The organism is Acidovorax sp. Root70, assembly GCF_001428225.1.
Classification (GTDB): domain Bacteria; phylum Pseudomonadota; class Gammaproteobacteria; order Burkholderiales; family Burkholderiaceae_C; genus Acidovorax.
On sequence record NZ_LMHQ01000029.1, the window covers coordinates 106,185 to 131,579 of the forward strand.

At 63.6% G+C, this 25,395-nt stretch carries 23 protein-coding genes and 1 tRNA gene; 12 read left to right on the top strand and 12 right to left on the bottom strand.

The features are described from left to right. Window positions 1-3: 3 nt before the first annotated feature. The 7 genes from ASD94_RS16985 to ASD94_RS17015 form a co-directional block, all read right to left on the bottom strand. Complete coding sequence (locus ASD94_RS16985; protein WP_056645286.1) at window positions 4-2,103, bottom strand: 3-hydroxyacyl-CoA dehydrogenase NAD-binding domain-containing protein; 2,100 nt, start codon at window positions 2,101-2,103, stop codon at window positions 4-6. Window positions 2,104-2,403: 300 nt separating this feature from the next. Next, complete coding sequence (locus ASD94_RS16990) at window positions 2,404-3,099, bottom strand: ABC transporter ATP-binding protein (RefSeq protein ID WP_056645287.1); 696 nt, start codon at window positions 3,097-3,099, stop codon at window positions 2,404-2,406. Window position 3,100: 1 nt separating this feature from the next. Beyond that, window positions 3,101-3,886 (bottom strand): ABC transporter ATP-binding protein, encoded by a 786-nt coding sequence (locus tag ASD94_RS16995; RefSeq protein ID WP_056645290.1) that lies wholly within the window; start codon window positions 3,884-3,886, stop codon window positions 3,101-3,103. A 2-nt stretch (window positions 3,887-3,888) separates the two neighbouring features. Continuing rightward, entirely contained in the window at window positions 3,889-5,211 is a 1,323-nt protein-coding gene (locus ASD94_RS17000) for a branched-chain amino acid ABC transporter permease (protein ID WP_056645293.1), read from the bottom strand. A gap of 4 nt (window positions 5,212-5,215) precedes the next feature. Next, entirely contained in the window at window positions 5,216-6,169 is a 954-nt protein-coding gene (locus ASD94_RS17005) for a branched-chain amino acid ABC transporter permease (protein WP_056063520.1), read from the bottom strand. 83 nt (window positions 6,170-6,252) lie between these two features. Then, complete coding sequence (locus tag ASD94_RS17010) at window positions 6,253-7,485, bottom strand: branched-chain amino acid ABC transporter substrate-binding protein (protein ID WP_056645296.1); 1,233 nt, start codon at window positions 7,483-7,485, stop codon at window positions 6,253-6,255. 187 nt (window positions 7,486-7,672) lie between these two features. Further along, window positions 7,673-9,316: a 3-(methylthio)propionyl-CoA ligase gene (locus ASD94_RS17015; RefSeq protein WP_056645300.1), complete on the bottom strand. Its 1,644-nt coding sequence runs from the start codon at window positions 9,314-9,316 to the stop codon at window positions 7,673-7,675. 288 nt (window positions 9,317-9,604) lie between these two features. Between ASD94_RS17015 and ASD94_RS17020 the strand changes: the two genes are divergently transcribed. After that, entirely contained in the window at window positions 9,605-10,291 is a 687-nt protein-coding gene (locus ASD94_RS17020) for a Crp/Fnr family transcriptional regulator (RefSeq protein WP_056645304.1), read from the top strand. 46 nt (window positions 10,292-10,337) lie between these two features. Here the strand turns inward: ASD94_RS17020 and ASD94_RS17025 are convergent, their stop codons facing one another. Then, window positions 10,338-12,071 (bottom strand): carboxylesterase/lipase family protein, encoded by a 1,734-nt coding sequence (locus ASD94_RS17025; RefSeq protein ID WP_056645306.1) that lies wholly within the window; start codon window positions 12,069-12,071, stop codon window positions 10,338-10,340. Window positions 12,072-12,256: 185 nt separating this feature from the next. Between ASD94_RS17025 and ASD94_RS17030 the strand changes: the two genes are divergently transcribed. From ASD94_RS17030 to ASD94_RS17055, 6 genes are all read left to right on the top strand, one after another. After that, window positions 12,257-13,324, top strand: coding sequence for an AraC family transcriptional regulator (locus ASD94_RS17030; RefSeq protein WP_056645309.1), 1,068 nt, complete (start codon window positions 12,257-12,259; stop codon window positions 13,322-13,324). A 79-nt stretch (window positions 13,325-13,403) separates the two neighbouring features. Continuing rightward, entirely contained in the window at window positions 13,404-14,885 is a 1,482-nt protein-coding gene (locus tag ASD94_RS17035) for a YdiU family protein (protein WP_056645312.1), read from the top strand. Continuing rightward, the gene (gene msrB, locus ASD94_RS17040; protein WP_056645315.1) at window positions 14,882-15,295 is read left to right on the top strand and encodes a peptide-methionine (R)-S-oxide reductase MsrB; all 414 of its coding nucleotides are present in this window, start codon (window positions 14,882-14,884) and stop codon (window positions 15,293-15,295) included. Before ASD94_RS17035 ends, msrB begins: the two co-directional genes overlap by 4 nt. A gap of 24 nt (window positions 15,296-15,319) precedes the next feature. Continuing rightward, window positions 15,320-15,859 (top strand): septation protein A, encoded by a 540-nt coding sequence (locus tag ASD94_RS17045; protein WP_056645317.1) that lies wholly within the window; start codon window positions 15,320-15,322, stop codon window positions 15,857-15,859. A 15-nt stretch (window positions 15,860-15,874) separates the two neighbouring features. Continuing rightward, on the top strand, window positions 15,875-16,135 hold the full coding sequence (locus ASD94_RS17050) for a BolA family transcriptional regulator (protein WP_056645320.1): 261 nt from the start codon (window positions 15,875-15,877) through the stop codon (window positions 16,133-16,135). Window positions 16,136-16,201: 66 nt separating this feature from the next. Continuing rightward, the gene (locus ASD94_RS17055; protein ID WP_015014400.1) at window positions 16,202-16,987 is read left to right on the top strand and encodes a peptidylprolyl isomerase; all 786 of its coding nucleotides are present in this window, start codon (window positions 16,202-16,204) and stop codon (window positions 16,985-16,987) included. Window positions 16,988-17,088: 101 nt separating this feature from the next. Here ASD94_RS17055 and ASD94_RS17060 read toward each other — a convergent pair whose 3' ends face one another. The 4 genes from ASD94_RS17060 to ASD94_RS17075 all read right to left on the bottom strand — a co-directional run bounded on the left by ASD94_RS17060 (window position 17,089) and on the right by ASD94_RS17075 (window position 20,099). Beyond that, window positions 17,089-17,904 (bottom strand): DUF1624 domain-containing protein, encoded by an 816-nt coding sequence (locus ASD94_RS17060; protein WP_255357451.1) that lies wholly within the window; start codon window positions 17,902-17,904, stop codon window positions 17,089-17,091. Between the two features lie 221 nt (window positions 17,905-18,125). After that, a tRNA-Pro gene (locus tag ASD94_RS17065) sits at window positions 18,126-18,202 on the bottom strand. A gap of 185 nt (window positions 18,203-18,387) precedes the next feature. Then, window positions 18,388-18,639 (bottom strand): translation initiation factor IF-1, encoded by a 252-nt coding sequence (infA, locus tag ASD94_RS17070; protein ID WP_015014402.1) that lies wholly within the window; start codon window positions 18,637-18,639, stop codon window positions 18,388-18,390. Window positions 18,640-18,929: 290 nt separating this feature from the next. Then, window positions 18,930-20,099 (bottom strand): HPP family protein, encoded by a 1,170-nt coding sequence (locus tag ASD94_RS17075; protein ID WP_056645323.1) that lies wholly within the window; start codon window positions 20,097-20,099, stop codon window positions 18,930-18,932. 543 nt (window positions 20,100-20,642) lie between these two features. Here ASD94_RS17075 and ASD94_RS17080 point away from each other — a divergent pair. The 5 genes from ASD94_RS17080 (at window position 20,643) to ASD94_RS17100 (ending at window position 25,370) form a co-directional block, all read left to right on the top strand. Then, window positions 20,643-21,830 carry an ABC transporter substrate-binding protein gene (locus ASD94_RS17080; RefSeq protein ID WP_015014404.1) on the top strand — a complete coding sequence of 396 codons (1,188 nt, stop codon included), beginning with the start codon at window positions 20,643-20,645 and terminating at the stop codon, window positions 21,828-21,830. Window positions 21,831-21,941: 111 nt separating this feature from the next. Next, a complete protein-coding gene (locus tag ASD94_RS17085) occupies window positions 21,942-22,805 on the top strand; it encodes a branched-chain amino acid ABC transporter permease (protein WP_056645325.1) in 864 nt (287 codons plus the stop codon). Window positions 22,806-22,890: 85 nt separating this feature from the next. Then, complete coding sequence (locus ASD94_RS17090; RefSeq protein WP_056645329.1) at window positions 22,891-23,889, top strand: branched-chain amino acid ABC transporter permease; 999 nt, start codon at window positions 22,891-22,893, stop codon at window positions 23,887-23,889. Next, window positions 23,882-24,655 carry an ABC transporter ATP-binding protein gene (locus ASD94_RS17095; protein ID WP_056645333.1) on the top strand — a complete coding sequence of 258 codons (774 nt, stop codon included), beginning with the start codon at window positions 23,882-23,884 and terminating at the stop codon, window positions 24,653-24,655. The genes ASD94_RS17090 and ASD94_RS17095 overlap by 8 nt, the downstream gene beginning before the upstream one ends. 1 nt (window position 24,656) lies before the next feature. Beyond that, entirely contained in the window at window positions 24,657-25,370 is a 714-nt protein-coding gene (locus tag ASD94_RS17100) for an ABC transporter ATP-binding protein (protein ID WP_056645336.1), read from the top strand. Window positions 25,371-25,395: the final 25 nt, after the last annotated feature.

The window sequence follows — 25,395 nt, forward strand, 5'->3', positions numbered from 1 at the left end:
GGCTTACTGGAAGGCCTTGCCTTCGGCGGCCAGCTTGGCCAGCAGCGGAGCGGGCTTCCAGAACGCTGCGTCATCCAGCGGGTTCTTGGCAAAACGGTCCATGGCCTGCACCACGTTGAACAGACCCACTTCGCTGGCGTAGTGCATGGGGCCGCCACGGTGGATGGGGAAGCCGTAGCCGGTCAGGTACACCATGTCAATGTCGCCGGACTTGCTGGCAATGCCGTCTTCCAGGATATGCGCGCCTTCGTTGACCAGGGCGAAGACCAGGCGTTGCACGATTTCTTCGTCCGAAATCTTGCGCGGCGTGATGCCCAGTTCGTTACGGTGGTCTTCGATCATCTTGTTGACCAGGTCGCTCGGGATCGCATCGCGCTTGCCGGCCTGGTAGTCGTACCAGCCCGCGCCGGTCTTCTGGCCGAAGCGGCCCAGTTCACACAGCTTGTCGGCGGTGCGGCTGTACTTCATGTCAGCGCGCTCGACGGCGCGGCGCTTGCGGATGGCCCAACCGATGTCGTTGCCGGCCAGGTCGCCCATGCGGAACGGGCCCATGGCAAAGCCAAACTTTTCGATGGCCTTGTCCACCTGCTGGGGCGTGCAGCCTTCGTCCAGCAGGAAGCCGGCCTGGCGGCTGTACTGCTCGATCATGCGGTTGCCGATGAAGCCATCGCACACGCCCGAGACCACCGAGGTCTTCTTGATCTTCTTGCCGATGGCCATCACGGTGGCCAGAACGTCCTTGGCGGTCTCCTTGCCACGCACCACTTCCAGCAGCTTCATCACGTTGGCGGGGCTGAAGAAGTGCATGCCCACCACGTCCTGCGGACGCTTGGTGAAGGCGGCGATCTTGTCCACGTCGAGTGTGGAAGTGTTGGAGGCCAGGATGGCGCCAGGCTTGGCCACAGCGTCGAGCTGCTTGAACACGGCTTCCTTGACGCCCATCTCTTCGAACACGGCCTCGATGATCAGGTCGCAGTCCTTGAGGTCGTCGTAGCTCAGCGTGGTGCTCAGCAGCGCCATGCGCTGCTCGTACTTGTCCTGCTTGAGCTTGCCCTTTTTGACCTGGGCTTCGTAGTTCTTTTGGATCGTGGCGATGCCACGGTCCAGGGCTTCCTGCTTCATTTCCAGGATCTTGACGGGGATGCCCGCGTTCAGGAAGTTCATGGAAATGCCGCCGCCCATGGTGCCGGCGCCAATCACGCCCACCAGCTTGATGTCACGCTTGGGGGTGTCAGATGCGACATCAGGGATCTTGCTCGCGGCACGCTCTGCCATGAACAGGTGGCGCAATGCGCGCGACTCGGGCGTCCACATCAGGTTGATGAAGATCTCGCGCTCGACCAGCATGCCTTCGGCAAATTTCTTCTTGGTGGCGGCTTCGACCGCGTCCACGCACTTGGCAGGCGCAGGGAAGTTCTTGGCCATGCCCTTGACCATGTTGCGCGCGAACTGGAAGTACGCGTCGCCTTCGGGGTGCTTGCAAGGCAGGTTGCGCACCAGGGGCAGAGGACGGGCATCGGCCACGCTTTGTGCAAACGCCAGGGCTTCTGCCGCCAGCGACTCGGCCGACGCGGCCATCTTGTCGAACAGCTTCTGGCCGGGCAAGGCGCCGATCATTTCGCTCTTGACGGGCTCGCCGCTCACGATGAGGTTGAGCGCGGCTTCGACACCGATCACGCGGGGCAGGCGCTGCGTGCCGCCTGCGCCAGGGATCAGGCCCAGCTTGACCTCAGGCAGCGCGATGGAGCAGCCAGGCGCTGCAATGCGGTAGTGGCAGCCCAGGGCCAGCTCCAGCCCGCCGCCCATGGCGACGCTGTGCATGGCGGCCACGACGGGCTTGGCCGAATTTTCGATGGCGGCAATCACCGACAGCAGGTTGGGTTCTTGCAGCGACTTGTCGGTGCCGAACTCCTTGATGTCGGCGCCGCCAGAGAACGCACCACCGGCACCGGTGATCACGATGGACGTGACCGCTGCATCGGCATTGGCACGGCCAAGGCCGTCCACGATGCCCTGGCGGGTCGCCAGACCGAGTCCGTTGACGGGAGGGTTGGCCATGGTGATCACGGCAACGGAGCCGTGGACTTTGTATTCAGCGGTCATGGTGCTGTTGTTCCTTGGAAAGTGAAAAAGAACGATCGTGCGTTTTTATTGTAGAGACTTCAAACCCATTTGGCGTGTCAATTTGTCCCGGGCGAGACAAGGGGGTTTCAGACATTCCCTGCAGAACACATTCCGTCGGGCAAAAAAAGAGGCGCCACCGAAGACCGGGCGCCTCTGTGGACCGATTCAAGAAGGCCTCCTCAGGCCTCAGCCCGCGAAACTGGCGCGCTCCAGGCCACCGCCCCCGCGCTGGGGGCGTCCCCCTCCGGGGGAAGGCGCCGAAGGCGACTCAGGGGGCTTCTAAACCTCCAGCCATTCCTTGCGGATGTAGTTGTCGGCCCGCAAGCTGTCTGGTGTGCCCTGGAACACGATGGAGCCATGCCCCATCACCAGTGCGCGGTCGGAAATCTTCATCGCAATGGTCAGCTTCTGCTCGATCAGCAGCACCGAGATGCCGCGCGACTTGATGGTCTGCAGGTACTGCCCCACCAGCTCCACGATCTTGGGCGCCAGGCCCTCGGTGGGCTCGTCGATGATGATCAGATCGGGGTCACCCATCAGCGTGCGGCACAGGGTCAACATCTGCTGCTCGCCACCCGACATCACGCCCGCCTCGGTGTGCTGGCGCTCCTTGAGGCGGGGGAACATCTCGTACATGTCGTCAAACGACCAGCGGCTGTTCTTGCCGCTGCCCTTCTGGCCCAGCATCAGGTTCTGGTGCACGGTGAGGTTGGGGAACACGTCGCGGCTTTCGGGCACGTAGCCCACCCCCAGGTGGGCGATCTCGTAGGCCTTTTTGCCGTTGAGGTCCTGCCCCTTCCAGCTGAGCGTGCCTTCCCAGTCCACGAGCCCCATGATGGCCTTGGCGGTGGTGGATCGGCCCGAGCCGTTGCGCCCCAGCAGGGCCACGATCTCACCGGGTTGCACGTCAAAGGTCACGCCATGCAGCACATGGCTCTTGCCGTAGTAGGCGTGGAGATTTTCGATTTTCAGCATGTCAGTGTCCCGCCCCCTGCTCTTCTGCGATGACCGATCCCAGGTAGGCCTCTTGCACGCGCTGGTTGGCGCGCACCTTGTCGGGCGTGTCAAAGGCAATCACCTCGCCGTACACCACCACGGCGATCTTGTCGGCCAGGCCGAACACCACGCCCATGTCGTGCTCCACCGTGAGCAGCGTGCGGCCTTCGGTCACTTCCTTGATGAGGTGAATGAAGCGCGAGGTTTCGGTCTTGCTCATGCCGGCCGTGGGCTCGTCCAGCAAGATGACGTTGGCACCACCCGCGATGGTGATGCCGATCTCCAGCGCACGCTGCTCGGCGTAGGTGAGGTTCATGGCCAGCGTGTCGCGCTTCTTGTCGAGCTTGATCATCTCCATGAGCTGCTTGGCACGCTCGTTGGCGTCGTGCAGGTTCGACAGGAAGCGCAGGAACGTGTACTTGTAGCCCATGCTCCAGAGCACGCCGCAGCGCAGGTTCTCGAACACCGACAGCTTGGGAAAGATGTTGGTGATCTGGAAGCTGCGCGAAAGCCCGCGCCGGTTGATCTCGTACGGCGCCATGCCATTGATGCGCTGGCCGTTCAGGATCACGTCGCCACTGGTGGGCGCAAAGCGTCCGCTGATCAGATTGAACAGCGTGGATTTGCCGGCACCGTTGGGGCCGATGATGGCCACGCGCTCACCGGGCGCGACGGCCAGGTTGGCGCCGCGGATGATCTCGGTCTTGCCAAAGCTCTTGCGCAGGTCGCGCAGTTCGAGCGCATAGGTTGCGTTGTCAGCCGCCATGGTTACAAAGCCTCCCCACGCTTGATTTCATGTTCTATTTCTTCCTGGATCTTGCCCCACTGGCGCACAAACTGGCGGCGGCAGAGTTCAAACAGGGCAAAGCCCGTCACCATCACAAACACCGCGCCAAACCAGCTGGTAAAGCCCTTGGCATTGAGCGTGGCGCCCAGGAAGGTCAGCTCTGGCCCCAGCGCCGCATTGAGCTGCAGGTGGTAGGTCATCTCGATCATGCAGGCCGCGCCCATCACACCCACCAGGGCCGTGCCGCCCAGCGCCAGGTACGAGGTCCACAGCTGGCGCAGCTTGCCAAACTTGGCCAGGCGCAGGTTCATCATGATCAGGCTGGCAACACCGCCGGGCGCATACATCACCATGAACAGGAACACCAGGCCCAGGTACAGCAGCCAGGCCTTGGACAGCTCGGACAGCAGCACCGACGCCAGCACCAGCAACACCGCACCAATGATGGGGCCGAAGAAGAACGTGGCCCCGCCCAGGAAGGTGAACAGCAGATAGCCGCCCGAGCGCACCACGTTCAGGCTGTCGGCACCCGTCACGATCTCGAAGTTGATGGTGGCCAGGCCGCCACCAATGCCGGCAAAGAAGCCCGCGATGATGAACGCGAAGTAGCGCACCCGCTGCGTGTTGTAGCCAATGAACTCCACACGTTCGGGGTTGTCGCGCACGGCATTCAGGATGCGGCCCAGCGGTGTGCCGGTAAAGGCGAACATCGCCGCCGTGCAAATGAAGCAGTAAACGGCAATCAGGTAGTACACCTGAATCGCTGGTCCGAAGGTGATGCCAAAGAACGACTGGCCGTACACGCGGTCAGTAGTGATGCCGCCTTCGCCCCCGAAGAACTCGGGGAACATCAGCGCCATCGATGCCACCAGCTCGCCAATGCCCAGTGTGATCATGGCGAACGTGGTGCCCGACTTCTTGGTCGTCACAAAACCCAGCAAGATCGCAAAGAACGCCCCCGCCAGCCCGCCCACGATGGGGATGAGCACCAGGGGAATGCTGAAGCTGCCCTTGCCCGCCATGTTCATGGCGTGGATGGCAATGAACGAGCCCAGGCCGGTGTACACCGCGTGGCCGAAGCTCAGCATGCCGCCCTGCCCCAGCAACATGTTGTACGACAGGCAGATGATGATGAGGTAGCCGATCTGCGAGAGCATGGTCAGCGCCAGGCTGCTGCGAAACAGCATGGGCGCCACGATCAGTGCGACGGCAAACAGCGTCCAGATCACAAAGCGCCCCACGTTCCAGGGCTTGAACCGGTAGTGCGACGTGGCACCAGAGACAGGATGAGTGGTCGAATTCATGGCTTCAGTCCTCCCGCGTGCCCAACAGGCCCTTGGGGCGGAAGATCAGGATCAGCACGAGGAACAGGTACGGCAGGATGGGCGCCACCTGGGAAATCGTGAGCTTGAGCAAGGGGTAGCCGAAGGTCTGGTCGGTCACGGCCACACCCACTGCCTTGAAGACGTGGATCAGCGAGTAGTCCAGCGCCACGGCAAAGGTCTGCACCACGCCGATCAGCAGCGAGGCAATGAACGCCCCCGCCAGCGAGCCCATGCCGCCGACCACCACCACCACGAAGATGATGGAGCCCACGGACGCGGCCATGGCTGGCTCGGTGACATAGGTGTTGCCGCCGATCACGCCCGCCAGGCCCGCCAGCGCGGCGCCGCCACCAAACACCAGCATGAACACGCGCGGCACGTTATGGCCCAGCGCCTCCACCATCTCGGGGTACTTGAGGGCCGCCTGGATCACCAGCCCGATGCGGGTGCGGGTGAGCAGCAGCCACACCGACAACAGCATCAGCAGCGCCACCAGCATCACAAACGAACGCGACTTGGGAAACTGCGTGCCGTACAGCGAGAACAGCGGCCCCTGCAATTGCTCGGGCAGGCCGTAGGGCACCGTGGAGCGGCCCCAGACCAGTTGCACGACTTCCAGGATCAGGTACGACAGGCCGAACGTGACCAGCAGCTCGGGCACATGGCCAAATTTGTGCACCCGGCGCAGGGCATAGCGCTCGAACGCGGCGCCCAGCACAAAGACCACGAGCGGTGCCAGCACCAGCGCTGGCCAGAAGCCCACCACCCCCGAGATGGTGAACGCGAAATAGGCACCCAGCATGTAGAAGCTGGTGTGTGCGAAGTTGAGCACGCCCATCATGCTGAAGATCAGCGTGAGGCCGGAACTCAGCATGAACAGCAGGAGCCCGTAGCTCACGCCGTTCAGCAAAGAGATCACGAAAAACTCAGGATTCATTGGAATTTTTCATCACGGAGGGAAAAAAAAGGCCCGAGTAGGTCGGGCCTCGAAGTTCTGGCGCCGAAGCGCCAGCGCCGGATTTACGGGCGTTTCATCTGGCACGACGTGGGCGTGCTGGCCACATAGGGCTCGTAGTACTTCAGCGGCACGAAGGTGTAGCCGGTGTTCTCCGAGTCGATGGGGTACTTGCCGCCGGCCTTTTCCCACTTGGAAATGAACAGGCCCTGCTGCAGCTGGTGGTCGGTCTTGCGCATCTCGACTTCACCGTTGAAGCTCTTGAACTTCATGCCTTCGAACGCTGCAGCCACCTTGACGGGGTCGGTGGACTTGGCCTTCACGAAACCTTCGGACAGCATGGTGAAGGCGTGGTACACGGCGCCGGTGTACATGTCGTCGTTGAACTTCTTCTTGTAGTCCACCACGATCTTGTTGAGCTCGCCCGGCAGGTTCATGTGGGCGTAGGCCACCATGTACACGCGGCCGGCAGCCGCAGCGCCCATGGCCGTGGGGCTGCCGGTGACAGAACCGTAGTAGGTGTAGAAGTTGACGTTGTTCAGGCCTGCGTCGTTGGCGGCCTTGATCAGCAGCGCCAGGTCGGAGCCCCAGTTGCCGGTGATCACGCTGTCAGCGCCCGATGCCTTGATCTTGGCGATGTAGGGTGCGAAGTCACGCACCTGGGCCAGGGGGTGCAGGTCGTCACCCACAAACTGCACGTCAGGGCGCTTGCGCTGCATCATCTCCTTGGCGAACTTGGAGACTTGGTGGCCGTGCGAGTAATTCTGGTTGATCAGATAGACCTTCTTGACCTCAGGCAGGTCCTTCATGTAGGTCGTCAGGGCTTCCATCTTCATGGAGGTGTCTGCGTCCAGACGGAAGTGCCAGTAGCTGCACTTGCTGTTGGTGAGGTCTGGGTCCACGGCAGCGTAGTTCAGGAACAGGACTTCCTTGCCGGGATTGCGCGCGTTGTGCTTTTCGAGCGCGTCCATGATGGCCAGTGCGGGGCCAGAGCCATTGCCCTGCACCACATAGCGTGCGCCCTGGTCCATGGCCGAGCGCAGGGCGCTGGTGGTTTCCTGAGGGCTGAGTTTGTTGTCGATGCCGATGATTTCGAATTTGACGCCAGCAGGGTTCTTCTTGTTGAACTCTTCAGCGATGAACTGGAAGCTCTTGAGCTGGTTCGTTCCCACGGCTGCCATCAGGCCAGACAGGGGGTCGAGCCAGGCGATTTTCACCGTCTCGCCCTTTTGAGCGAAGGCCCCGCCAGCGCTTGCCAAGATTACCGAGGCTGCTACAGCCTTAATAGCGAACTTCATGGTTTTGTCTCCTTGTAAATCGACACAACGCAGCGTACCGCGTTGCAACAAAGCGATGCTCAGGGATTGCCCCTACCAGCGTCGCACACGTGACTGGCGCAGCGCTCCCCCGAGCGCGCACCAGCCTGGGGCAGTGCAAAAAATGGCGTTCGCAAGCGACGCTCACACATGCATTGCCCCACCTTGATCACAGGCCGGGAAGCTTGTAATCCTTGAGCTGCTCACGCAGCTTGGTCTTGAGCATCTTGCCGGTGGCACCCAGCGGAATGGCATCGACAAACACCACGTCATCGGGGATCTGCCACTTGGCCGTCTTGCCTTCGTAGAAGGCCAGTAACTCTTCGCGCGTGACCTCCGCACCGGGGCGCTTGACCACGGCCACGATGGGGCGTTCGTCCCACTTGGGGTGCGGCATACCCACACACGCTGCCATGGCAATGGCGGGATGGGCCATTGCAATGTTCTCGATGTCGATGGAGCTGATCCACTCGCCCCCGGACTTGATCACGTCCTTGCTGCGGTCCGTGATCTGCATGAAGCCGTCGGCATCGATGGTGGCCACGTCACCGGTGGGGAACCAGCCCCGGCCCTGCGCGTCGCGCACCAGCGGGTCGCCACCCTCTCCCTTGAAGTAGCTGCCCACAATCCAGGGGCCCTTGACCAGCAGGTCGCCATAGGTCTTGCCGTCCCAGGGCAGCTCGTTGCCGTCGCCACCCACGATCTTCATGTCCACGCCATAGATCGCACGGCCCTGCTTTTGCAGGATCTTCATCTGCTCGTCCTTCGACATGGCGAGGTGCTTGTTCTTGAGCGTGCACAGCGTGCCCAGCGGGCTCATCTCGGTCATGCCCCAGGCGTGCAACACCTCCACGCCGTAGTCTTCCTTGAACGCGTGGATCATGGCGGGCGGGCAGGCCGAGCCGCCGATGACCGTGCGGCGCAGGGTGGAGAACTTGAGGCCTGCAGGCTTCATGTGGCCCAGCATCATCTGCCACACGGTGGGCACGCCTGCGGCATAGCTCACCTTCTCCGCTTCGATGAGTTCGTAGATGGACTTGCCGTCCATCGCCGGGCCGGGGAACACCAGCTTGCAGCCCGTGAGCGCGGCCGAGTACGGAATGCCCCAGGCATTGACGTGGAACATGGGCACCACCGGCAGCACGGAGTCGCGGGCCGAGAGGCACATCACATCGGGCAGCGCCGCAGCGTAGGCGTGCAGCGTGGTGGAGCGGTGGCTGTACAACGCGGCCTTGGGGTTGCCCGTGGTGCCGCTGGTGTAGCACATGCTGGATGCGGAGTTCTCGTCAAACTCAGGCCAGGCATAGTCGGAAGACTGGGCACCGATCCAGGCCTCGTAGCTCGTGAGGCCCGGGATACCGGAATCCGCAGGCAACTTGTCCGCGTCGCACAAGGCCACCCACTTTTTGACGGTGGGGCACCTGGCATGCACCGCCTGCACCAGGGGCAGGAAGGTGGTGTCAAAACACAGCACCTGGTCTTCAGCGTGATTGATGATCCAGGCGATCTGGTCGGGGTGCAGGCGCGGGTTGACGGTGTGCAGCACGCGGCCCGAGCCACTCACACCGAAATACATCTCCATGTGGCGGTAGCCATTCCAGGCCAATGTGGCCACCCGGTCACTGAACTGGAGCTTCAGTTCGTCAAGCGCATTGGCCAGGCGGCGGGCACGTGCGGCAAGGTCGCGGTACGTGTAGCGATGGATGTCACCCTCCACCCGTCGGGACACGATTTCGGCGTCGCCGTGGTGGCGCTCTGCGAATTCGATCAGCGACGAAATCAGCAACGGTTGACTCTGCATCAAGCCCAGCATGAATACTCCTTGGATGTTGTAGTGAATGGAACGGTCATCGTAGCGCGCGTATCGGCGTCCGGGTGTCGCCCGCGTCGTGCCCCCGCACGCCACTGGGATGAACCCACGCAAGCCGCACCACCGCACTGGCGTGGCATGGGCGGCGGCATGGCTGCGCAGTCGCTGAACCCCGTGAACCGCAGCGGAGTGTGCGCCCGGCGGGCATGGCTGCCAACACTTGTCGTCCCACTGACAAAGGGCAAGGGAATACCCTGAACCGCAGGCACCTCTGCGGCGACAATCAGGCCCATGCTCTGCGCCGCCCCTTCTGCCCCACGATTCATTGCCGCCCAGCCATGGTTTGCGGGCCTGCCTGCCGCCATGCAGGAGCGGCTGCGCGAAGAGGTGTTTGCGGAGCAAGCCGACAAGGGCGCGGTGATGATGCCCGCCGGCAGCGCCGTGCAGGGCTGGCATGCCGTGCTGTCGGGCCTGGTGATGCTGCAGAGCCCCACCAGCCAGGGCCGGTCGTCCGCCTTCATCGGAGTGCCCGATGGTGAATGGTTTGGCGAAGGCTCGGCCATGAAGCCGGAGCCCCGCCGGTACCACGTGGTGGCACTGCGCCCCACCACCCTGCTGTGCCTGCCACTGCCGCTGTTTGCCACGCTGCGCGAGACCAGTCTGGCGTTCAACCAGTTCCTGGTGCTGCACCTGAACATGCGGCTGGGCCAGGCCATGACGATCATCGAAGCCGGACGCACCCAGTCCACCGAGCACCGCGTGGCGCTGTACCTCAGCCGCCTGTTCTGGCGCAGCACGCGGCGGCTCAACCTCACGCAGGAAGAGCTGGGGCAACTGGTGGGCCTGTCGCGGCAGACCGTGAACAAGGTGCTGCGCTCGCTGGAGGGCATGGGCATCGTGTCGCTGGACTTCGGGCGGGTGGCCATCGTGGACGACGAGGCACTGAACGCATACCTCGCCGCCACGGCCGCACACTGAACAACCGCACTCGGCCAAGGGCTGTTCAACATCTGCAGCGCGAGGGTCATTGAACGCTCAGGCGCACCGCCTTCTGGTCCGCGTCAAAGATGAACTTGCGGGGCCAGGGCTGCCAGGTCTGGCCCAGCGTGGCGTTGTTGGGATCACCGGTGTGCACAAACGCCCGCAGGCTGTCAATCATGGCCCGCGACAGGGCCAGGCGCCCCGGCTGGTTGGCGGTGCTGTTGGTCGCCTTCGCAAACACCGAGGGACCGAAGTTGCCAAACACAAACGGCAGGTCGAACGCATGGGCCGCGCCGTACACATCGTTCCACGGCGCAGGCTGCTGGGCCCAGTTGAACTGGTAGTTCCACACATTGCTCTGCTGGCTGCGCAGGGCGTTCAGCAGGTTGTCGCGGCTGGCGCCAATGAACACGTTGCCCAGCAGCTGGGTGCGTGCGTTGTAGCCCGTGCCGGGGGCTGTCACCGGCAGGTAGGACGCATCCAGAATGTCCGCCGCCGTCAGGGTGGCGGGCGCATCGGGGTCAAAGCGCTGCATCATCGCAAAGCGGTCGGCATCGCTGATCTTCATGCCAGGCTTGCCGCCCAGCAGCACCAGGAAGGGGGCAAACAGCTTGCCCTCCTCGGCGGTGTAGCCGGACAGCACGGGCACCTTCTGATAGCGCCCGGCTCCGATCTCGGCAATCGGATCGGACGGCACCACCACACCGTCCGGGATGGGACCGGAGCCTGTCAGCCCCTTCGCCAGCACCGTCTGCAAGATGACCCGCGCATCCTTGCCGCGCAGGTAGCTGGCCACCTGCGCGGGGGGCCAGCCGGCCACCAGGGTCTGGGCTTCTGGCAATGCGGGCGCCAGGCCATCGGCCACAGCCAGATGCGCCAGCAGCTGGCTGGCCTGCGTGGCGTAGCGGGCGACCGGGTTCAGCGTGGGAATGGACCCGGCGGGCAAGTTGGTCGCCAAGGAGATCCCCCCACTGATCGGCACCAGTTTGTGGAACAGACCGCTGGCCTGCGGCGCCGTCAGCAGCGCCAGGGCATTGATGGCCCCCGCCGACTGCCCCATCAACGTGACGTTGCCCGCATTGCCGCCGAACCGGGCGATGTTGCCCTGCACGAACCGCAGCGCCTGCACCACGTCCAGCAGCGCATAGTTGCCGGTATAGGCGCTGCTGCCCGCGTTGCCTCCACTGCCGTTGTTGCCTGCATGCAGGGCGGGCAACTGCAGATACCCCAGCACATCAAGCCGGTAGTTGGCAGTGACCACGATGGCATTGGCCGACTTGGCCAGTGCCGCGCCGTCGTACACCGGGTCGGCGGTGTAGCCCGAGATGGCACTGCCGCCGTGGATGAAGACCAGCACCGGCAGGTTGTCTTGCGCGTTGGCCGGGCGCCAGATGTTGAGGGTCAGGCAGTCTTCGCTGCCCAGCGGGGTGTTGAGCGTCTGGCCAATCGTGTCGTCAAAGCGGTTGTTGGCCCCTGGTCCGTAAATGCGGCCCATCTGCAGGCAGGCGCTGCCAAAGCGGCTGGCGCTGCGTTCGCCCGTCCAGGCGGCAGGCTCTGCAGGCGGTTGCCAGCGCAGGGCCCCCACGGGGGGTTGTGCGTAGGGAACTCCCTTCCACGCATAAGTGCCGCTGGTGGCGCTGTCGTCCGTGCCGCGCACCATACCGTAGCGGGTTTCGCGCAGTTCGGGCGGCGTACCGCCAGAGCCACCACACGCCGTGGTCATTACAGCGGCGAGACAGGCTGCGCCCCAGCGCAGGCTCTTTGCAAAATAGGCCATGTTGTTTGTCTCCTTCGGGGTTTTCAGGAATGGGGCGGGCCTGCAGAACGCATCACACTCGCGGCTGGGCCCGACCTCGGCGCCGATTGTGGAAACGCCAGGCCCACAACCCACTATCGCAACCACACCAAAACAGTGACTTCAGAACACCACCCGCGCGTAAACCCTGAGGCAGGGGCTTGCCCATGAACCCGCTGCCGCAGCGCACCAGCTCTGCCGCCTGGGTGCGCGGCATTGCCGAGCTGTTTGCGGCCGAAGGCTTGCCGGTGCAAGCCCTGTGCGCGCAGGCCGACATCGATCTGGAGAGCCTGCAGCACCCCCACACCCGCGTGGATGTGGACCGCGTCAGCCGCTTGTGGGAGGCCGCAGCCCAGCACTACGACCGCCCGGGGCTGGGCCTGGACCGCCAACTGGCCGCGCGCTACGGCAAGCTGGACCTGGTGGGCCACGCTCTGGCCTCGGGCCCCAACCTCCTCGAAGGTTTCAAGCACCTGGACCGGCACATGGCGCTGATCTCGGACGCCACCACGTTCTCGATGGAGCGGGACCCGCGTGGCTACTGGTTGGTGGTCAACCACATCGGCGCGTCGCGTCCCATTCCTCGCCAGCGCGTGGAATTTGCGGTGCTGACTCTCATCACGCTGTGCGACTGGCTCACGCGGCGCGACTTCACACCCCTGGCGGTGGAGCTGGTCACCCCAGCGCCGACCGACGACGCTTGCCACCGCGCCGCGTTTGGTGTGCCGCCCCGGTTTGGCCAGCCGGTGAACCGCTTTCTGATGGCCGAAGCCGACCTGCTGCAACCCATTCCCACCCACAACCCCAGCCTGTGGGCGCTGCACGAACAACTGGTGGAGGCCGAGCTGGGGCAGTTGGGCCCGCTGGGTCAGTCGCTGGTCAGCGCCAAGGTGCGCACCGAGATATCGCGCATGCTGCACCTGGGCGAACCGCGCCGTGAGGACGTGGCGGCGCGCCTGCACCTGACCGACCGCACCCTGCAGCGCCGGCTGCAGGCAGAGTCGGTGAGTTTTCAGCAACTACTGGACGACACCCGCAGCGAGCTGGCCCGCCAGTACCTGGCTGCCCCACGCCGCAGCCTGGCCGAGGTGGCCGACCAGCTGGGGTTCAGCGACCAGAGCAACCTCTTCAGGGCCTGCAAGCGCTGGTTCGGCATGCCGCCAGGCCAGTACCGCCAGCAGCTGCTGCAGCCTGCACCCAGCGCGGCCTTCCTGGCAGCGGCAGCGTCGCTATAGCGGTTGCAGTGTCGACCCGCCACACCCTGCCATGGCCCTGTGGGCACCGGGGCATCCGGCCTGCGAGACAATCCAGCCCATGACCCTGACTGCCGACAGCGACACCCGCACCGACCTCGGCCTGGCCTGGGACCACGGCTTTGCCGCGCTGGGCCCCGACTTTTTCACTGAACTGCGCCCTACCCCTCTGCCCTCGCCCCATTGGGTAGGGACCAGCCCCGCCGTAGCGCAACTGCTGGGGATGGATGAGTCCGCCCTGCGCAGCGACGAGGCCCTGCAGGCCTTCACCGGCAACCGCCTGCTGGCAGGCTCACGCCCCCTGGCCAGCGTTTACAGCGGGCACCAATTTGGCGTCTGGGCCGGTCAGCTGGGCGATGGGCGCGCCATCCTGCTCGGGGAGACGGCCACGGGGTGGGAAGTCCAGCTCAAGGGCGCAGGCCGCACACCCTACTCACGCATGGGCGATGGCCGTGCGGTGCTGCGCTCCAGCATCCGCGAGTTTTTGTGCAGCGAAGCCATGCACGGCCTGGGTGTGCCGACCTCGCGCGCGCTGTGCATCACCGGCTCCCCCGGGCCGGTGCGCCGCGAGGAGGTCGAAACCGCTGCCGTCGTCACCCGCGTGGCCCCGAGCTTTGTGCGTTTTGGCCACTTTGAGCACTTTGCTGCCAACGGCCAGGAGGCCGCGCTGCAAACACTGGCCGACTACGTCATCGACCGCTACTACCCCGAATGCCGGGACGGCGCGGACCTCGCGGGCAACCCCTACGCCGCCCTGCTGCAGGCCGTGAGCGAGCGCACCGCGCGCCTCATGGCGCAATGGCAGGCCGTGGGCTTTTGCCACGGGGTGATGAACACCGACAACATGAGCATCCTGGGCCTGACGATTGACTACGGGCCCTTCCAGTTTCTGGATGCTTTTGTGCCCGGCCACGTGTGCAACCACAGCGACTCGCAAGGCCGCTACGCCTACAACCGCCAGCCCAATGTGGCGTACTGGAACCTGTTTTGCCTGGCGCAAGCGCTGCTGCCCCTGATCGGCGACCAGGACTTGGCCAAACAGGCACTGGAATCCTACAAGACGGTTTTCCCAGAAGCCTTCATGGCCCAAATGCGTGCCAAGCTGGGGCTGGTGGAGGCCAACGACGCCGACGGTGCACTCCTCGACGGCATCTTGCTGCTGCTGGCCCAGAACGGGGTGGACTACCCCATCTTCTGGCGCCGCCTGTCGCACGCCGTGGGCACCCAAGACATGGAGCCCGTGCGCGACCTGTTTGCGGACCGCGCTGGCCTTGACCAGTGGTTGCTACTATATTCAGAGCATTCAAGGCATATGGATGTGGCGCATCAAGCCGATTTGATGCTCAAAACCAATCCCAAATTCGTACTGCGCAACCACCTGGGCGAACAGGCGATCCGTGCGGCGAAACTTGGCGACTTTGGCGAACTCCAAACCCTGCAGCGGCTGCTGGAGCGCCCGTTTGACGAGCACCCGGGGCATGACGCCTACGCCGCCTTCCCGCCCGACTGGGCGTCTTCCATCGAGATCAGCTGTTCATCATGACCCATCCCATCCAGAAGACAGACACCGAATGGCAAGCCGTGCTGCGCGAGAAAGGCGCCGAGCCCGTGGCCTTCCAGGTCACGCGCCATGCCGCCACCGAGCGTCCTTTCACCGGCAAATACGAAGCCCACTGGGCTGACGGCAGCTACCACTGCATCTGCTGCGGCGCCAAACTTTTCGACTCGGTCACCAAATTCGATGCGGGTTGCGGCTGGCCCAGCTTTTCGGAAGCCCTCCCGGGCGCCATCACCGAAATCGTGGACCGTAGTCATGGCATGGTCCGCACCGAAACGGTGTGTGCACAATGCGGGGCGCACCTGGGCCATGTGTTTGAAGACGGCCCAGCGCCCACGGGGCTGCGGTATTGCATGAACTCGGCATCGCTGGACTTCGAGTCCGGCGACCGCTGAAGCCCGGGACTCCTTGCTGACTCCATGAAAATTCTGATCGACTTCTTCCCCATCCTGCTGTTCTTCGGGGCCTACAAGTTCTACGGCATCTACGTAGGCACCGCTGTGCTCATGGCGGCCACGGCCTTGCAGATGGCCATCATCTATGCCATCGACCGGCGGCTGCAGACCATGCACAAGGTCACCCTGGTGCTGATCCTGCTGTTTGGCACGCTCACGCTGGTGCTGCAGGACGACCGGTTCATCAAGTGGAAACCCACCGTGCTGTACGGCGCGATGTCCATTGCCCTGGCGGTGGCGCTGTGGGCGCTCAAGAAGAACTTTCTCAAGATGCTGCTGGGCAGCCAGCTCGATCTGCCCGACACCGTCTGGCAGCGCCTGAACGTGGCCTGGATCATCTACTGTGCCTTCATGTCGGCCATCAACGCCTACGTGGTGATGAACTTCAGCACCGAGGCCTGGGTGGACTTCAAGCTCTGGGGCTATGCGTTTCCGCTGGTCTTCCTGGTGGCCCAGGGCATCTACATCGCCCCCCACCTCAAGGGCGACGAGCCCACTACCTGAACGAGCGCGAAGCCCATGACTACCCTTGCTGATCAGATGCACCAGACCCTGGCCGACCGCCTCACCCCCAGCCACCTGGAAGTGGTGGATGAAAGCGCGGCCCACGCCGGCCATGCAGGTGCCAACGGCACCGGATTTGGCACCCATTTTCGGGTGCGGATCGCGTCACCTTTCTTTACAGGACGCACCCGCGTGGCCCAACACCGCCTTGTGTATGATGCGCTGCAAGAATTTATTGACCAAGGCGTTCACGCCCTCGCCATTGAAGTTCTCTGAGCCGGCCCCAAGTCAATACCTGCCGGATTTCAGCTGGCAAACAACCCTCATTTTTTTGGATTCCGCATGAAGAAACAGCTCCTGTCCGGCCTCGTGGCCGCTGCCGTGCTGGGCACGTTGGCCCTGCCCGTTTCCGCCCAGAATGTCGCCATCGTCAACGGCAAGGCAGTTCCTAAGGAGCGTGTCGAAGCGCTCAAGCAGCAGGTCGAACGCTCGGGCCGCCCCGTGACGCCCGACATCGAAGGCCAGATCAAGGAAGAAGTCATCGCCCGTGAAATCTTCATGCAGGAAGCCCAAAAACGCGGCCTGGAAACCTCGGCCGACTACAAGTCCCAACTGGAACTGGCCCGCCAGGCCATTCTGATCCGCGAATTGTTCGCCGACTTCCAGAAGACAAACCCCGTCACCGACGCTGAAATCCAGGCCGAATACGACAAGTTCGTGGCCGCCAACAGCGGCAAGGAATACAAGGCCCGCCACATCCTGGTGGAAAAGGAAGCCGACGCCAAGGCCATCATTGCGTCCATCAAGAAGGGCGCCAAGTTTGAAGACATCGCCAAGAAGCAATCCAAGGACCCAGGCTCCGGCGCCAAGGGTGGCGATCTCGACTGGGCCAACCCATCGAGCTACGTGAGCGAGTTCACCGAAGCGCTGGTCAAGCTCGAAAAGGGCAAGATGACCGAAACGCCCGTGAAGAGCCAGTTTGGCTGGCACATCATCCGCCTGGACGATGTGCGCCAGGCCGAGCTGCCCAAGCTTGAAGAAGTCAAGCCACAAGTGGCACAGCAGCTGCAACAGCAAAAGCTGGCCAAGTTCCAGGAAGACCTGCGCGCCAAGGCCAAAGTGGAATAAGCCAACGGGAACTCAGTCGTTCTGGCAACAAAAAACGCGACCTCGGTCGCGTTTTTTTATGGGCTTGGGCTGTGTCGCAATGCCCCCTGGATCAACAAGGCTCAAGTCCGCCCCATTACCCACACCACAGCCATCAGCAGGCCAATCATCACCGGCTGGTGGACCATGTAGTAGCTCAGGCTCCACCGCCCCAGCGTCGCCAGGAGAGTGAGTCCGGCGGGTAACCGCCATTGCAGCCAACTCTTGTGTGCACGCGTCGCCCATTGCCCCGCGGCGAGCCCCCACCAGAGCACGCCCAACCAAGGCAGCACCGGCACATAGTCTTCCGTGAACGGTTTGCGGGACACCAGCCCCAGCCAATTCAAAGCCCGCCCGTTGAACCAGGGCGCGGCATCTGCCCATATCCCCGTCAGAAGCTGCTGCGCCGCCCACGGCAAGGCCATGGCCACCAGCCCGGTCAGCCAGAGCCAGCGCCCCCAACCAGCGGTACATCGCGCAACGAGCAACATCACCGCCATGCCGTGCAGCACACCGAAGTAGATGAAGCTTGCCGGAAACATCACCAACGACCCGGCAGATACCAGCAGCGCACACCCGGCAATCTGCACCCAGCGGCGCCCAAACCGGCGCCAGCCCTGCCCCTGGTGCAAGGCAATGGCCTGACCCAGCCCCGCACAGAACAGGAACAGACTCACGATGACAGTGCGCTGTGTGGTCCAGAAGGGATCCACGCGGAAGTTCTGCGGCCACAGGCCAAAGTGGCTCAGATCAAAACAAAAGTGGAACACCGTCATCCACACCATGGCCAGCCCCCGCAGGGCATCGACTGCGTCGTAACGGTGCGCCGCGGGCAATGCCAGCGCTTTGGAGGGCGGTGACGGCGCAGAGATGGCTGCAGGAGGTGCGGAGAATGTCATGGCGATACCAGCAAGCACCGTGCATGGCACACGGCAGGATCGAAGCGGACAAACGCCCACCAACGATGAACCCAATGGTACGTAGATTCCACGAGCCTGCCGGAATGGACTGCTGCGCATGCCGTTGGCCCGACGAAGGCGAGGCTTGGCCGCACCATGTGCAAGGCACGGACGGGCAAGAAAAAAGGCCTTGCAGCATGTGCTGCAAGGCCTTCAAACATTGGTCGGAGCGGCGGGATTCGAACTCGCGACCCTCTGCTCCCAAAGCAGATGCGCTACCAGGCTGCGCTACGCTCCGACAGCTCGTATTCTAACCCGCCAAATCCCCTGTTTTTGGTTCAACGCCCGCTTTTTTGACTTTTTTTAGAAAGTGGCGAGGCGAAGCGATGACAGGGAGACAGCCCAAGGGCTGCGACGTGACAAGAGACGAACCAGAAAAATCAAACACCTTCCTCGGTCTGCCACGGACCGAGAAAGAAGGGATCAGCGGCTGGACGACGGACCAGGGCCGCGACCGGCCAGATGGCGGAACGTGATGCGGCCTTTGGTCAGATCGTAAGGCGACATCTCGAGCGACACCTTGTCACCCGCCAGGATGCGGATGTGGTGCTTGCGCATCTTGCCGCCGGTGTAGGCAATCAGTTGGTGACCGTTGTCCAGCGTGACGCGAAAGCGCGAGTCAGGCAAGACTTCCGTGACGGAGCCCTGCATTTCAATGAGTTCTTCTTTGGCCATGTGTTTCTCTATCTCTTCTAAGCAAATGTTCTGTGGTCGGCGCCTGAGCGGGATTTTTGCGTTCACCACGGCAGCTGCAGTGTTGTCGAAACTCGACACACGGTGCATGGCGGGCGGTGGGAGTCGGCTGCACCCAGGGCGCAGATCAGGCAGAGGGCCGGGGAGACGGCTTCAATGAACAGGCGTCAGCGCTGTGCAAAGCCCATCAATTGTACCGCGACACGCATTGTTTTGCCTATGGGCGCACGGTGTGCTCTGTGGCGCGGGCGCTGCGTCACACCTGCCGCCCGCTATCGGCCTTGCACTGCGGTGGCCAGGGTGCGCACCAGGTCGGTCTGGGTGATGATGCCCACGAGGTGGTCCACGTCATCCACTATGGGAATGTGATGGTGGCCGCCCTGCGAGAACAGGGGCACCAGATCCATCGCATGCTGCGTGGCGCGCGCCACCTGGACCGGGTGGGACATGATCTCGCCCACGGCCTGCGGTTGCCCGCCACGCCCCATGACCAGCGTGCGCAACCGCTGCCCCAGCCCTTCGTGGGTATCGAGGTTGGCCAGCCGCATGAAGTCGGCCACTGTCACGATCCCGATGACCTGGCGCTGGGTATCCACCACCGGCAGTGCCTTGATCTGCTGCAAACGCATCAGCGCCCACGCCTCCTTGAGCGACACCCCCATCTCCACGGCGTGAGGCGGGCTGGACATGATGTCCGCGCACCGCAGCTCTCCCAGCGTCCGCTGGAACGCCGCACGTCCCGCCAGATGCAACAGCCCCTCCAGGTCCGCGCGGCTCACGTCGAGCACCTGGTTGTAATGGGCCAGTGCCGCGTCCACATCCGAGGCGGTGAAAGCCCCCTGGCTTGCTGCCACCCGCGAAACGACGCGCTGAGGATGGGGGTAACGGCGGCCCGTCAACCCGTTGTAGACCACAGCAGCGATCAACAACAGCACGACGTTGAACAACACCGGGAATGTGGCCAGGTGCCACCCATCGCCCGAGGTCAACACCACGTACAACGCCATGGCCCCCCCAGGCGGGTGCAGGCACCGCAGCGGCACCATGAGCGCAATGGCCAGGCCCACGGCAATGGCGCCCGCCAAAACCTTGTCTGGAATCAGTGTCGAGCAGACCGCACCCACCAATGCCGACAGGGTGCTGCCGCCAAGCACGGGCCAGGGCTGGGCCAGAGGGCTGGAAGGCATGCCAAACACCAGCACGGCACTGGCCCCCAACGACGCCACCATCCACGGGCCGGAGCCACTGCCCTGGGCCCACCAGCGGCTGAGCCACGCGGTAAGCAGCATGCCCATCATCGCCCCCACCACAAAGCGCAGGCGCTCCCGGCCATCGATGCCCAGCGGGGCGGGCCAGAAATGCCGCAGCCACTCGACCAAGCGCTCGGCCAATGGCTGGCGGGAAGGCATTGAAGAAGAGAGGTCGGGGGGGGAAGAAGACATACAGGACGAAAGGACGGAGGCCGCCGCAAGCTACATCAGTGCTCAACCGGCAAACTGGAGAGTTGCGGGCCGCTGTGCAGCGCCCATCGCGACGGGCCTGCCGGGATGCCGCTACATGGCGCAACCGATTGAAGAATCCGACGCCATTGTGCCGCCAGTGCCATGGTGCAGGTGCGCCGAGGGGCATCAGCCGCCTGGAGCGAGCCAGCCCTCGGTTGGAGGCGTCGCAACAGCTCCCTGCTGGAAACTACCTACGAGGCAGAACAGAATCGACCACCTCAATCCAAAAACACGCTCTATACTGCACAAAAAATAAAAACATGCATTTTAATTCATCTGCGAATTCACCCCCTTTTCCACCGGAGTCAGAAGCAGCTTCTTGCCATGCCCTCAACCTGCCGCGCGTTGACGGCATAGCCCCAGGACATGGGCAGTGATTGTGCTCTGAACCCAGTCCTACCTCCGGTACGGGTAACCCATAGGTATTCACCACCGAACGCTTGCAGTAAATTACTTTAAGCCTAAACAAAGGAGACAAGCCCCATGACCACCCGCCGCCTCGTCATCAGCCGCAGTGCCGCCCTCGTCGGCGCAGCATCCACGGGCCTGCTGCTGCCCTCCATCGTGCGCGCTCAGAGCGGCAAGGTGCGCGTGGGATTCATGCTGCCCTACACCGGCACTTTTGCCCAGTTGGGCGTGGCCATCGAGAATGGCGTGCGTCTGGCCATCGACCAGCAAGGCGGCAAGCTTGGCGGCCGTGAGATCGAGTGGTTCAAGGTCGATGACGAATCCGAGCCCAGCAAGGGTGTGGAAAACGCCAGCAAGCTGGTGCAGCGCGACAAGGTGGACGTGCTGATCGGCACCGTGCACTCCGGCGTGCAGATGGGTATCCAGAAAGTGGCGCGCGACACCGGCGTGCTCAACCTCATCCCCAACGCAGGCGTACACGCAGCCACCCGCGCCCTCTGCGCTCCCAACGTGTTCCGCACTTCGTTCAGCAATTCGCAGCCCACACTGGCGCTTGGCAAGGCCATGGTCGAAAAGGGCCACAAGAAGGCCGTCTGGATCACCTGGAAGTACGCGGCTGGTGACGAAGCGTTTGAGGGCTTCAAGGAAAGCTACACCAAGGCGGGCGGCACCATCGTCAAGGAACTGGGCCTGCCCTTCCCCAACGTCGAATTCCAGGCGCTGCTGACCGAGATTGCCGCGCTCAAGCCCGATGCCGTGGCCTGCTTCTTTGCCGGTGGCGGCGCGGCCAAGTTCATCAAGGACTACGCGGCGGCCGGCCTCAAGGACAAGATTCCGCTGTATGGCTCGGGCTTCCTGACCGAAGGCGTGCTGGACGCTGCAGGCCCAGCGGCCGACGGCATCATCACCACCATGCACTACAGCGACTCGCTGGATACGCCGCGCAACAAGCAGTTCCGCCTGGAATACGCCAAGGCCTTCCGCAGCCAGCCCGACGTGTACGCTGTGCAAGGCTACGACACCGGCCTGCTGCTGGTGCAGGGTGCCAACGCCGTCAAGGGAGACCTGTCTGCCAAGCCGGCCGTCATCAAGGCGATGGAAAGCGCCGTCATCGACAGCCCACGCGGCAAGTGGACCATGAGCAAGTCGCACAACCCCGTGCAGGACATCTACCTGCGCCGCGTGGAGAACAAGGAAAACAAGGTGATCGGCGTGGCCGCCAAGGCGCTGGCCGACAGCGGCGCCGGTTGCCGCATGGGCTAAACCGTTCGGTCAGCCCATTTTCCGACCCGACCGCCCGGCTTGGATGCCGGGCTTCTTCCGCCGGTCTCGTGCTGCGCGGGTTGATTTTTTGCACTCCAAACCCAGCCCTCCATGGATTTCGCCACGTTCCTGATCCAGTTGCTCAACAGCGTGCAATACGGCCTGCTGCTGTTCATGCTGGCGGCCGGGCTCACGCTGATCTTCGGGATCATGGGCGTGGTGAACCTGGCGCATGGCAGCTTCTACATGCTGGGCGCATACCTGGGGTACTCGCTCTCCGGCCAGTTCGGTAGCCTGACGCTGGCCATCCTGGGGGGCGCCGCGCTTGCTGTGGTGTTTGGCCTGGTATTGGAATGGCTGCTGTTTCGCCACTTCTACCATCGCGACCACCTGGACCAGGTGCTGCTGACCTTCGGGCTGATCTACATCTTTGAAGAGCTGCGCTCCATCCTGTGGGGCGACGACGTGCACGGCGTGGCTATCCCCAAGTTGCTGGACTGGTCCATTCCTCTCACCGACACCCTCTCCTATCCGGTGTACCGGCTGTTCATATCGGGCGTCTGTATCGCGCTGGCCGTGGCCCTGTATCTGCTGATCTCCAAGACCCGCCTGGGCATGAAGATCCGCGCGGGCGCCTTCAACCGCGACATGGCCGAGTCGCTGGGCGTGAACATCAAGCTCATCCATGCCATCGTGTTCGCGCTGGGCGTGGGCCTGGCGGCGGTCGCGGGCATGGTGGCTGCGCCCGTGTCGAGCGTCTACCCCAACATGGGCTCCTCGGTGCTCATCATGTGCTTTGTGGTGGTGGTGATTGGTGGGATCGGCTCCGTGCGAGGCGCGCTCATTGCTGCGCTGCTGGTGGGCTTTGTCGACACGTTTGGCAAGGTGCTGCTGCCGCAGGTGGCGGGCATGCTGGTCTATATGCTGATGGCAGCCGTGCTGCTGTGGAAACCTGAAGGCCTCTTTAAGCAATGACAAAGCCCCCCACGCTTATCACTTCGTGTATTTCGCTGCCCCCCAAGGGGGCCTTCACCGCCTTGGGGCGGCCCGGCGGCCGCTCATGAGTACCCCGCGCGCCAATATCGAAGTGCTGCCACGCAGCGTGCAGTTCGCCCTGGCACTGGGGCTGGCTGCGTTGCTGCTGTTCCCTGTGGTGGGCAGCGACTTTTATGTGCAGATGGTCACCCGCATGATGATCATGGCCATCTTTGCCATGAGCCTGGATCTGCTGCAGGGCGTGACCGGGCTCGTCTCGCTGGGCCACGCCGCCTACTTTGGCGTAGCGGGCTACGCCCTCGCCTTTCTCACGCCCGCCGACATGCCTGTGAGCCTGTGGTGGTCGCTGCCGCTGGCAGTGGCCGCATCCGGCCTAGTAGCGCTGGTGATCGGGTTCTTTGTGGTGCGCACCCACGGCATCTACTTCATCATGGTCACGATGGCCTTTGCGCAGATGGTGTTCTACCTGTTCTTCGACAACAAGGTGCTGGGCGGCTCGGACGGGCTGTACATCAACTTCCGGCCCGATGCCTCCATCCTCGGCTGGTTGCCGTTCGATCTGGAGGGACGCAAGACTTTCTACTACTTCACGCTGGCGCTGGTGGTGCTGGTGTACGCGCTGCTGCGCCGCCTGCTGTGGAGCCCGCTGGGCCGCGCGCTGGCTGGCATCCGCATCAACGAACACCGCATGCGCGCCATGGGCTTTGGCACACGGGGCTACAAACTCACCGCCTTCACCATCGCCGGGGCGCTGGCTGGCCTGGCGGGGTACCTGTGGGGCGCACAAACCGGCTATGTGAACCCGGAACTCATGGGCTTTCACATGAGCGCACACGCGATCATGATGGTCATTCTGGGCGGCATGGGCAACTTTGCGGGCGCCATCGTGGGTGCATTTGCCTTCGAGTACCTGCTGCACGCATTCAAGGACATCAGCAAACACTGGCAACTGCTGATGGGCTGCTTCATCGTGCTGGTGGTGGTGGCCGCGCCGCGCGGGCTGCTGGGCATGTTTGCCCAGCGCCGTGCGGCCCAGGCCTCGGAGGGCTTGCACCATGGCTGAAGTCCTGTTGTCCGCGCAGAAGGTGACCAAGCGCTTTGGCGGCTTGGCCGCTGTCAATGGTGTCTCGGTGGACCTGTGGCGGGGCAAGATCCATGCGGTGATCGGCCCCAACGGCGCGGGCAAGTCCACGCTGACCAACCTGCTCTCGGGCGACCTGCCACCCAGCTCGGGCCAGGTGCTGCTGGGCGGCACCGATGTGACCGGCTGGGCGCCCGAACGCATCTCGCGCCAGGGCCTGGGCCGCAGCTACCAGAAGACCAACATCTTCCTGCCGCTCACCGTGCACGAGAACGTGCGCCTGGCGGCCCAGTCGCGCGATGCACGGCAGCCCTGGAACCCCTTGCGCTGGTGGCAGGACACCCGCTCTGGCACTATCAAAAACAGAGCAACCAGCGCACGTCTTGAAAGCGCTATCGAGCTATCTGGCCTCAAAGACCGGCGCACCGCGATTGCAGGGGCCATGAGCCACGGCGAGCAGCGCCAGCTCGAAATTGCGATGACCCTGGCCACCGAGCCGCAGGTGCTGCTGCTCGACGAGCCCCTGGCCGGCATGGGCGTGGCAGAGGCCGAGCGCATGGTCGAGCTGCTGCAGCGCCTCAAGCCCGCCCACGCCATGATGCTGGTCGAGCACGACATGGATGCCGTGTTTGCGCTGGCCGACCGCCTGACGGTAATGGTCAACGGCGAGGTGATTGCGCAGGGCACACCGCCCGAGGTGCGCGCCGATGCCACCGTGCAGGCCGCCTACCTGGGGGAGGACCACTGAGATGACCACTCCATGGATCGATGCCAAGGGCATCCACACTTTCTACGGCAGCAGCCACATCCTGCACGGCATTGATTTCACCGTGGGCCAGGGCGAGACCATCGGCCTCATGGGCCGCAACGGCATGGGCAAGAGCACCCTGCTCAAGTCGCTGATGGGCCTGGTCAAACCCCGCTCGGGCAGCGTGGCCGTGGCGGGCCGCGACATGACCGGCAAACCGCCCTACGAGGTGGCCCGGCTGGGCGTTGCCTACGTGCCCGAAGGCCGGGGCATCTTCGGCAACCTGAGCGTGGTCGAGAACCTGCAGATGGCCGCCCGCGCCGGCACACGCGGCCAGCGCGATTGGACCTACGAGCGCGTGCTGGAGACCTTCCCGCGCCTGAAGGAAAGGCTGGGCCATGGCGGCCAGCAGCTCAGCGGCGGCGAGCAGCAGATGCTGACCATCGGCCGCGCGCTGATGACCAACCCCGACGTGCTCATCCTCGACGAAGCCACCGAAGGCCTGGCGCCCCTGATCGCGCGCGAGATCTGGCGCATCTGCAGCCTCATCAAGGACAGCGGCATCAGCAGCGTGATCGTGGACAAGAACTGGAAGCACGTCACGCAGATCACCGACCGCAACGTCATCCTGGTCAAGGGCCAGGTGGTGTTTGAGGGCAGCTCGGACGCCCTGCATGCGCAGCCCCTGCTGCTAGAGCAATACCTCGGGGTATGACCCCGTGCGGGCAACGGCGCCCCGC

Coding starts and splice junctions, on each gene's coding strand:
- ASD94_RS16985 (WP_056645286.1), bottom strand. CDS start 2,103: ATGACCGCTGAATACAAAGTCCACGGCTCCGTTGCCGTGATCACCATG.
- ASD94_RS16990 (WP_056645287.1), bottom strand. CDS start 3,099: ATGCTGAAAATCGAAAATCTCCACGCCTACTACGGCAAGAGCCATGTG.
- ASD94_RS16995 (WP_056645290.1), bottom strand. CDS start 3,886: ATGGCGGCTGACAACGCAACCTATGCGCTCGAACTGCGCGACCTGCGC.
- ASD94_RS17000 (WP_056645293.1), bottom strand. CDS start 5,211: ATGAATTCGACCACTCATCCTGTCTCTGGTGCCACGTCGCACTACCGG.
- ASD94_RS17005 (WP_056063520.1), bottom strand. CDS start 6,169: ATGAATCCTGAGTTTTTCGTGATCTCTTTGCTGAACGGCGTGAGCTAC.
- ASD94_RS17010 (WP_056645296.1), bottom strand. CDS start 7,485: ATGAAGTTCGCTATTAAGGCTGTAGCAGCCTCGGTAATCTTGGCAAGC.
- ASD94_RS17015 (WP_056645300.1), bottom strand. CDS start 9,316: ATGCTGGGCTTGATGCAGAGTCAACCGTTGCTGATTTCGTCGCTGATC.
- ASD94_RS17020 (WP_056645304.1), top strand. CDS start 9,605: ATGCTCTGCGCCGCCCCTTCTGCCCCACGATTCATTGCCGCCCAGCCA.
- ASD94_RS17025 (WP_056645306.1), bottom strand. CDS start 12,071: ATGGCCTATTTTGCAAAGAGCCTGCGCTGGGGCGCAGCCTGTCTCGCC.
- ASD94_RS17030 (WP_056645309.1), top strand. CDS start 12,257: ATGAACCCGCTGCCGCAGCGCACCAGCTCTGCCGCCTGGGTGCGCGGC.
- ASD94_RS17035 (WP_056645312.1), top strand. CDS start 13,404: ATGACCCTGACTGCCGACAGCGACACCCGCACCGACCTCGGCCTGGCC.
- msrB (WP_056645315.1), top strand. CDS start 14,882: ATGACCCATCCCATCCAGAAGACAGACACCGAATGGCAAGCCGTGCTG.
- ASD94_RS17045 (WP_056645317.1), top strand. CDS start 15,320: ATGAAAATTCTGATCGACTTCTTCCCCATCCTGCTGTTCTTCGGGGCC.
- ASD94_RS17050 (WP_056645320.1), top strand. CDS start 15,875: ATGACTACCCTTGCTGATCAGATGCACCAGACCCTGGCCGACCGCCTC.
- ASD94_RS17055 (WP_015014400.1), top strand. CDS start 16,202: ATGAAGAAACAGCTCCTGTCCGGCCTCGTGGCCGCTGCCGTGCTGGGC.
- ASD94_RS17060 (WP_255357451.1), bottom strand. CDS start 17,904: ATGACATTCTCCGCACCTCCTGCAGCCATCTCTGCGCCGTCACCGCCC.
- infA (WP_015014402.1), bottom strand. CDS start 18,639: ATGGCCAAAGAAGAACTCATTGAAATGCAGGGCTCCGTCACGGAAGTC.
- ASD94_RS17075 (WP_056645323.1), bottom strand. CDS start 20,099: ATGTCTTCTTCCCCCCCCGACCTCTCTTCTTCAATGCCTTCCCGCCAG.
- ASD94_RS17080 (WP_015014404.1), top strand. CDS start 20,643: ATGACCACCCGCCGCCTCGTCATCAGCCGCAGTGCCGCCCTCGTCGGC.
- ASD94_RS17085 (WP_056645325.1), top strand. CDS start 21,942: ATGGATTTCGCCACGTTCCTGATCCAGTTGCTCAACAGCGTGCAATAC.
- ASD94_RS17090 (WP_056645329.1), top strand. CDS start 22,891: ATGAGTACCCCGCGCGCCAATATCGAAGTGCTGCCACGCAGCGTGCAG.
- ASD94_RS17095 (WP_056645333.1), top strand. CDS start 23,882: ATGGCTGAAGTCCTGTTGTCCGCGCAGAAGGTGACCAAGCGCTTTGGC.
- ASD94_RS17100 (WP_056645336.1), top strand. CDS start 24,657: ATGACCACTCCATGGATCGATGCCAAGGGCATCCACACTTTCTACGGC.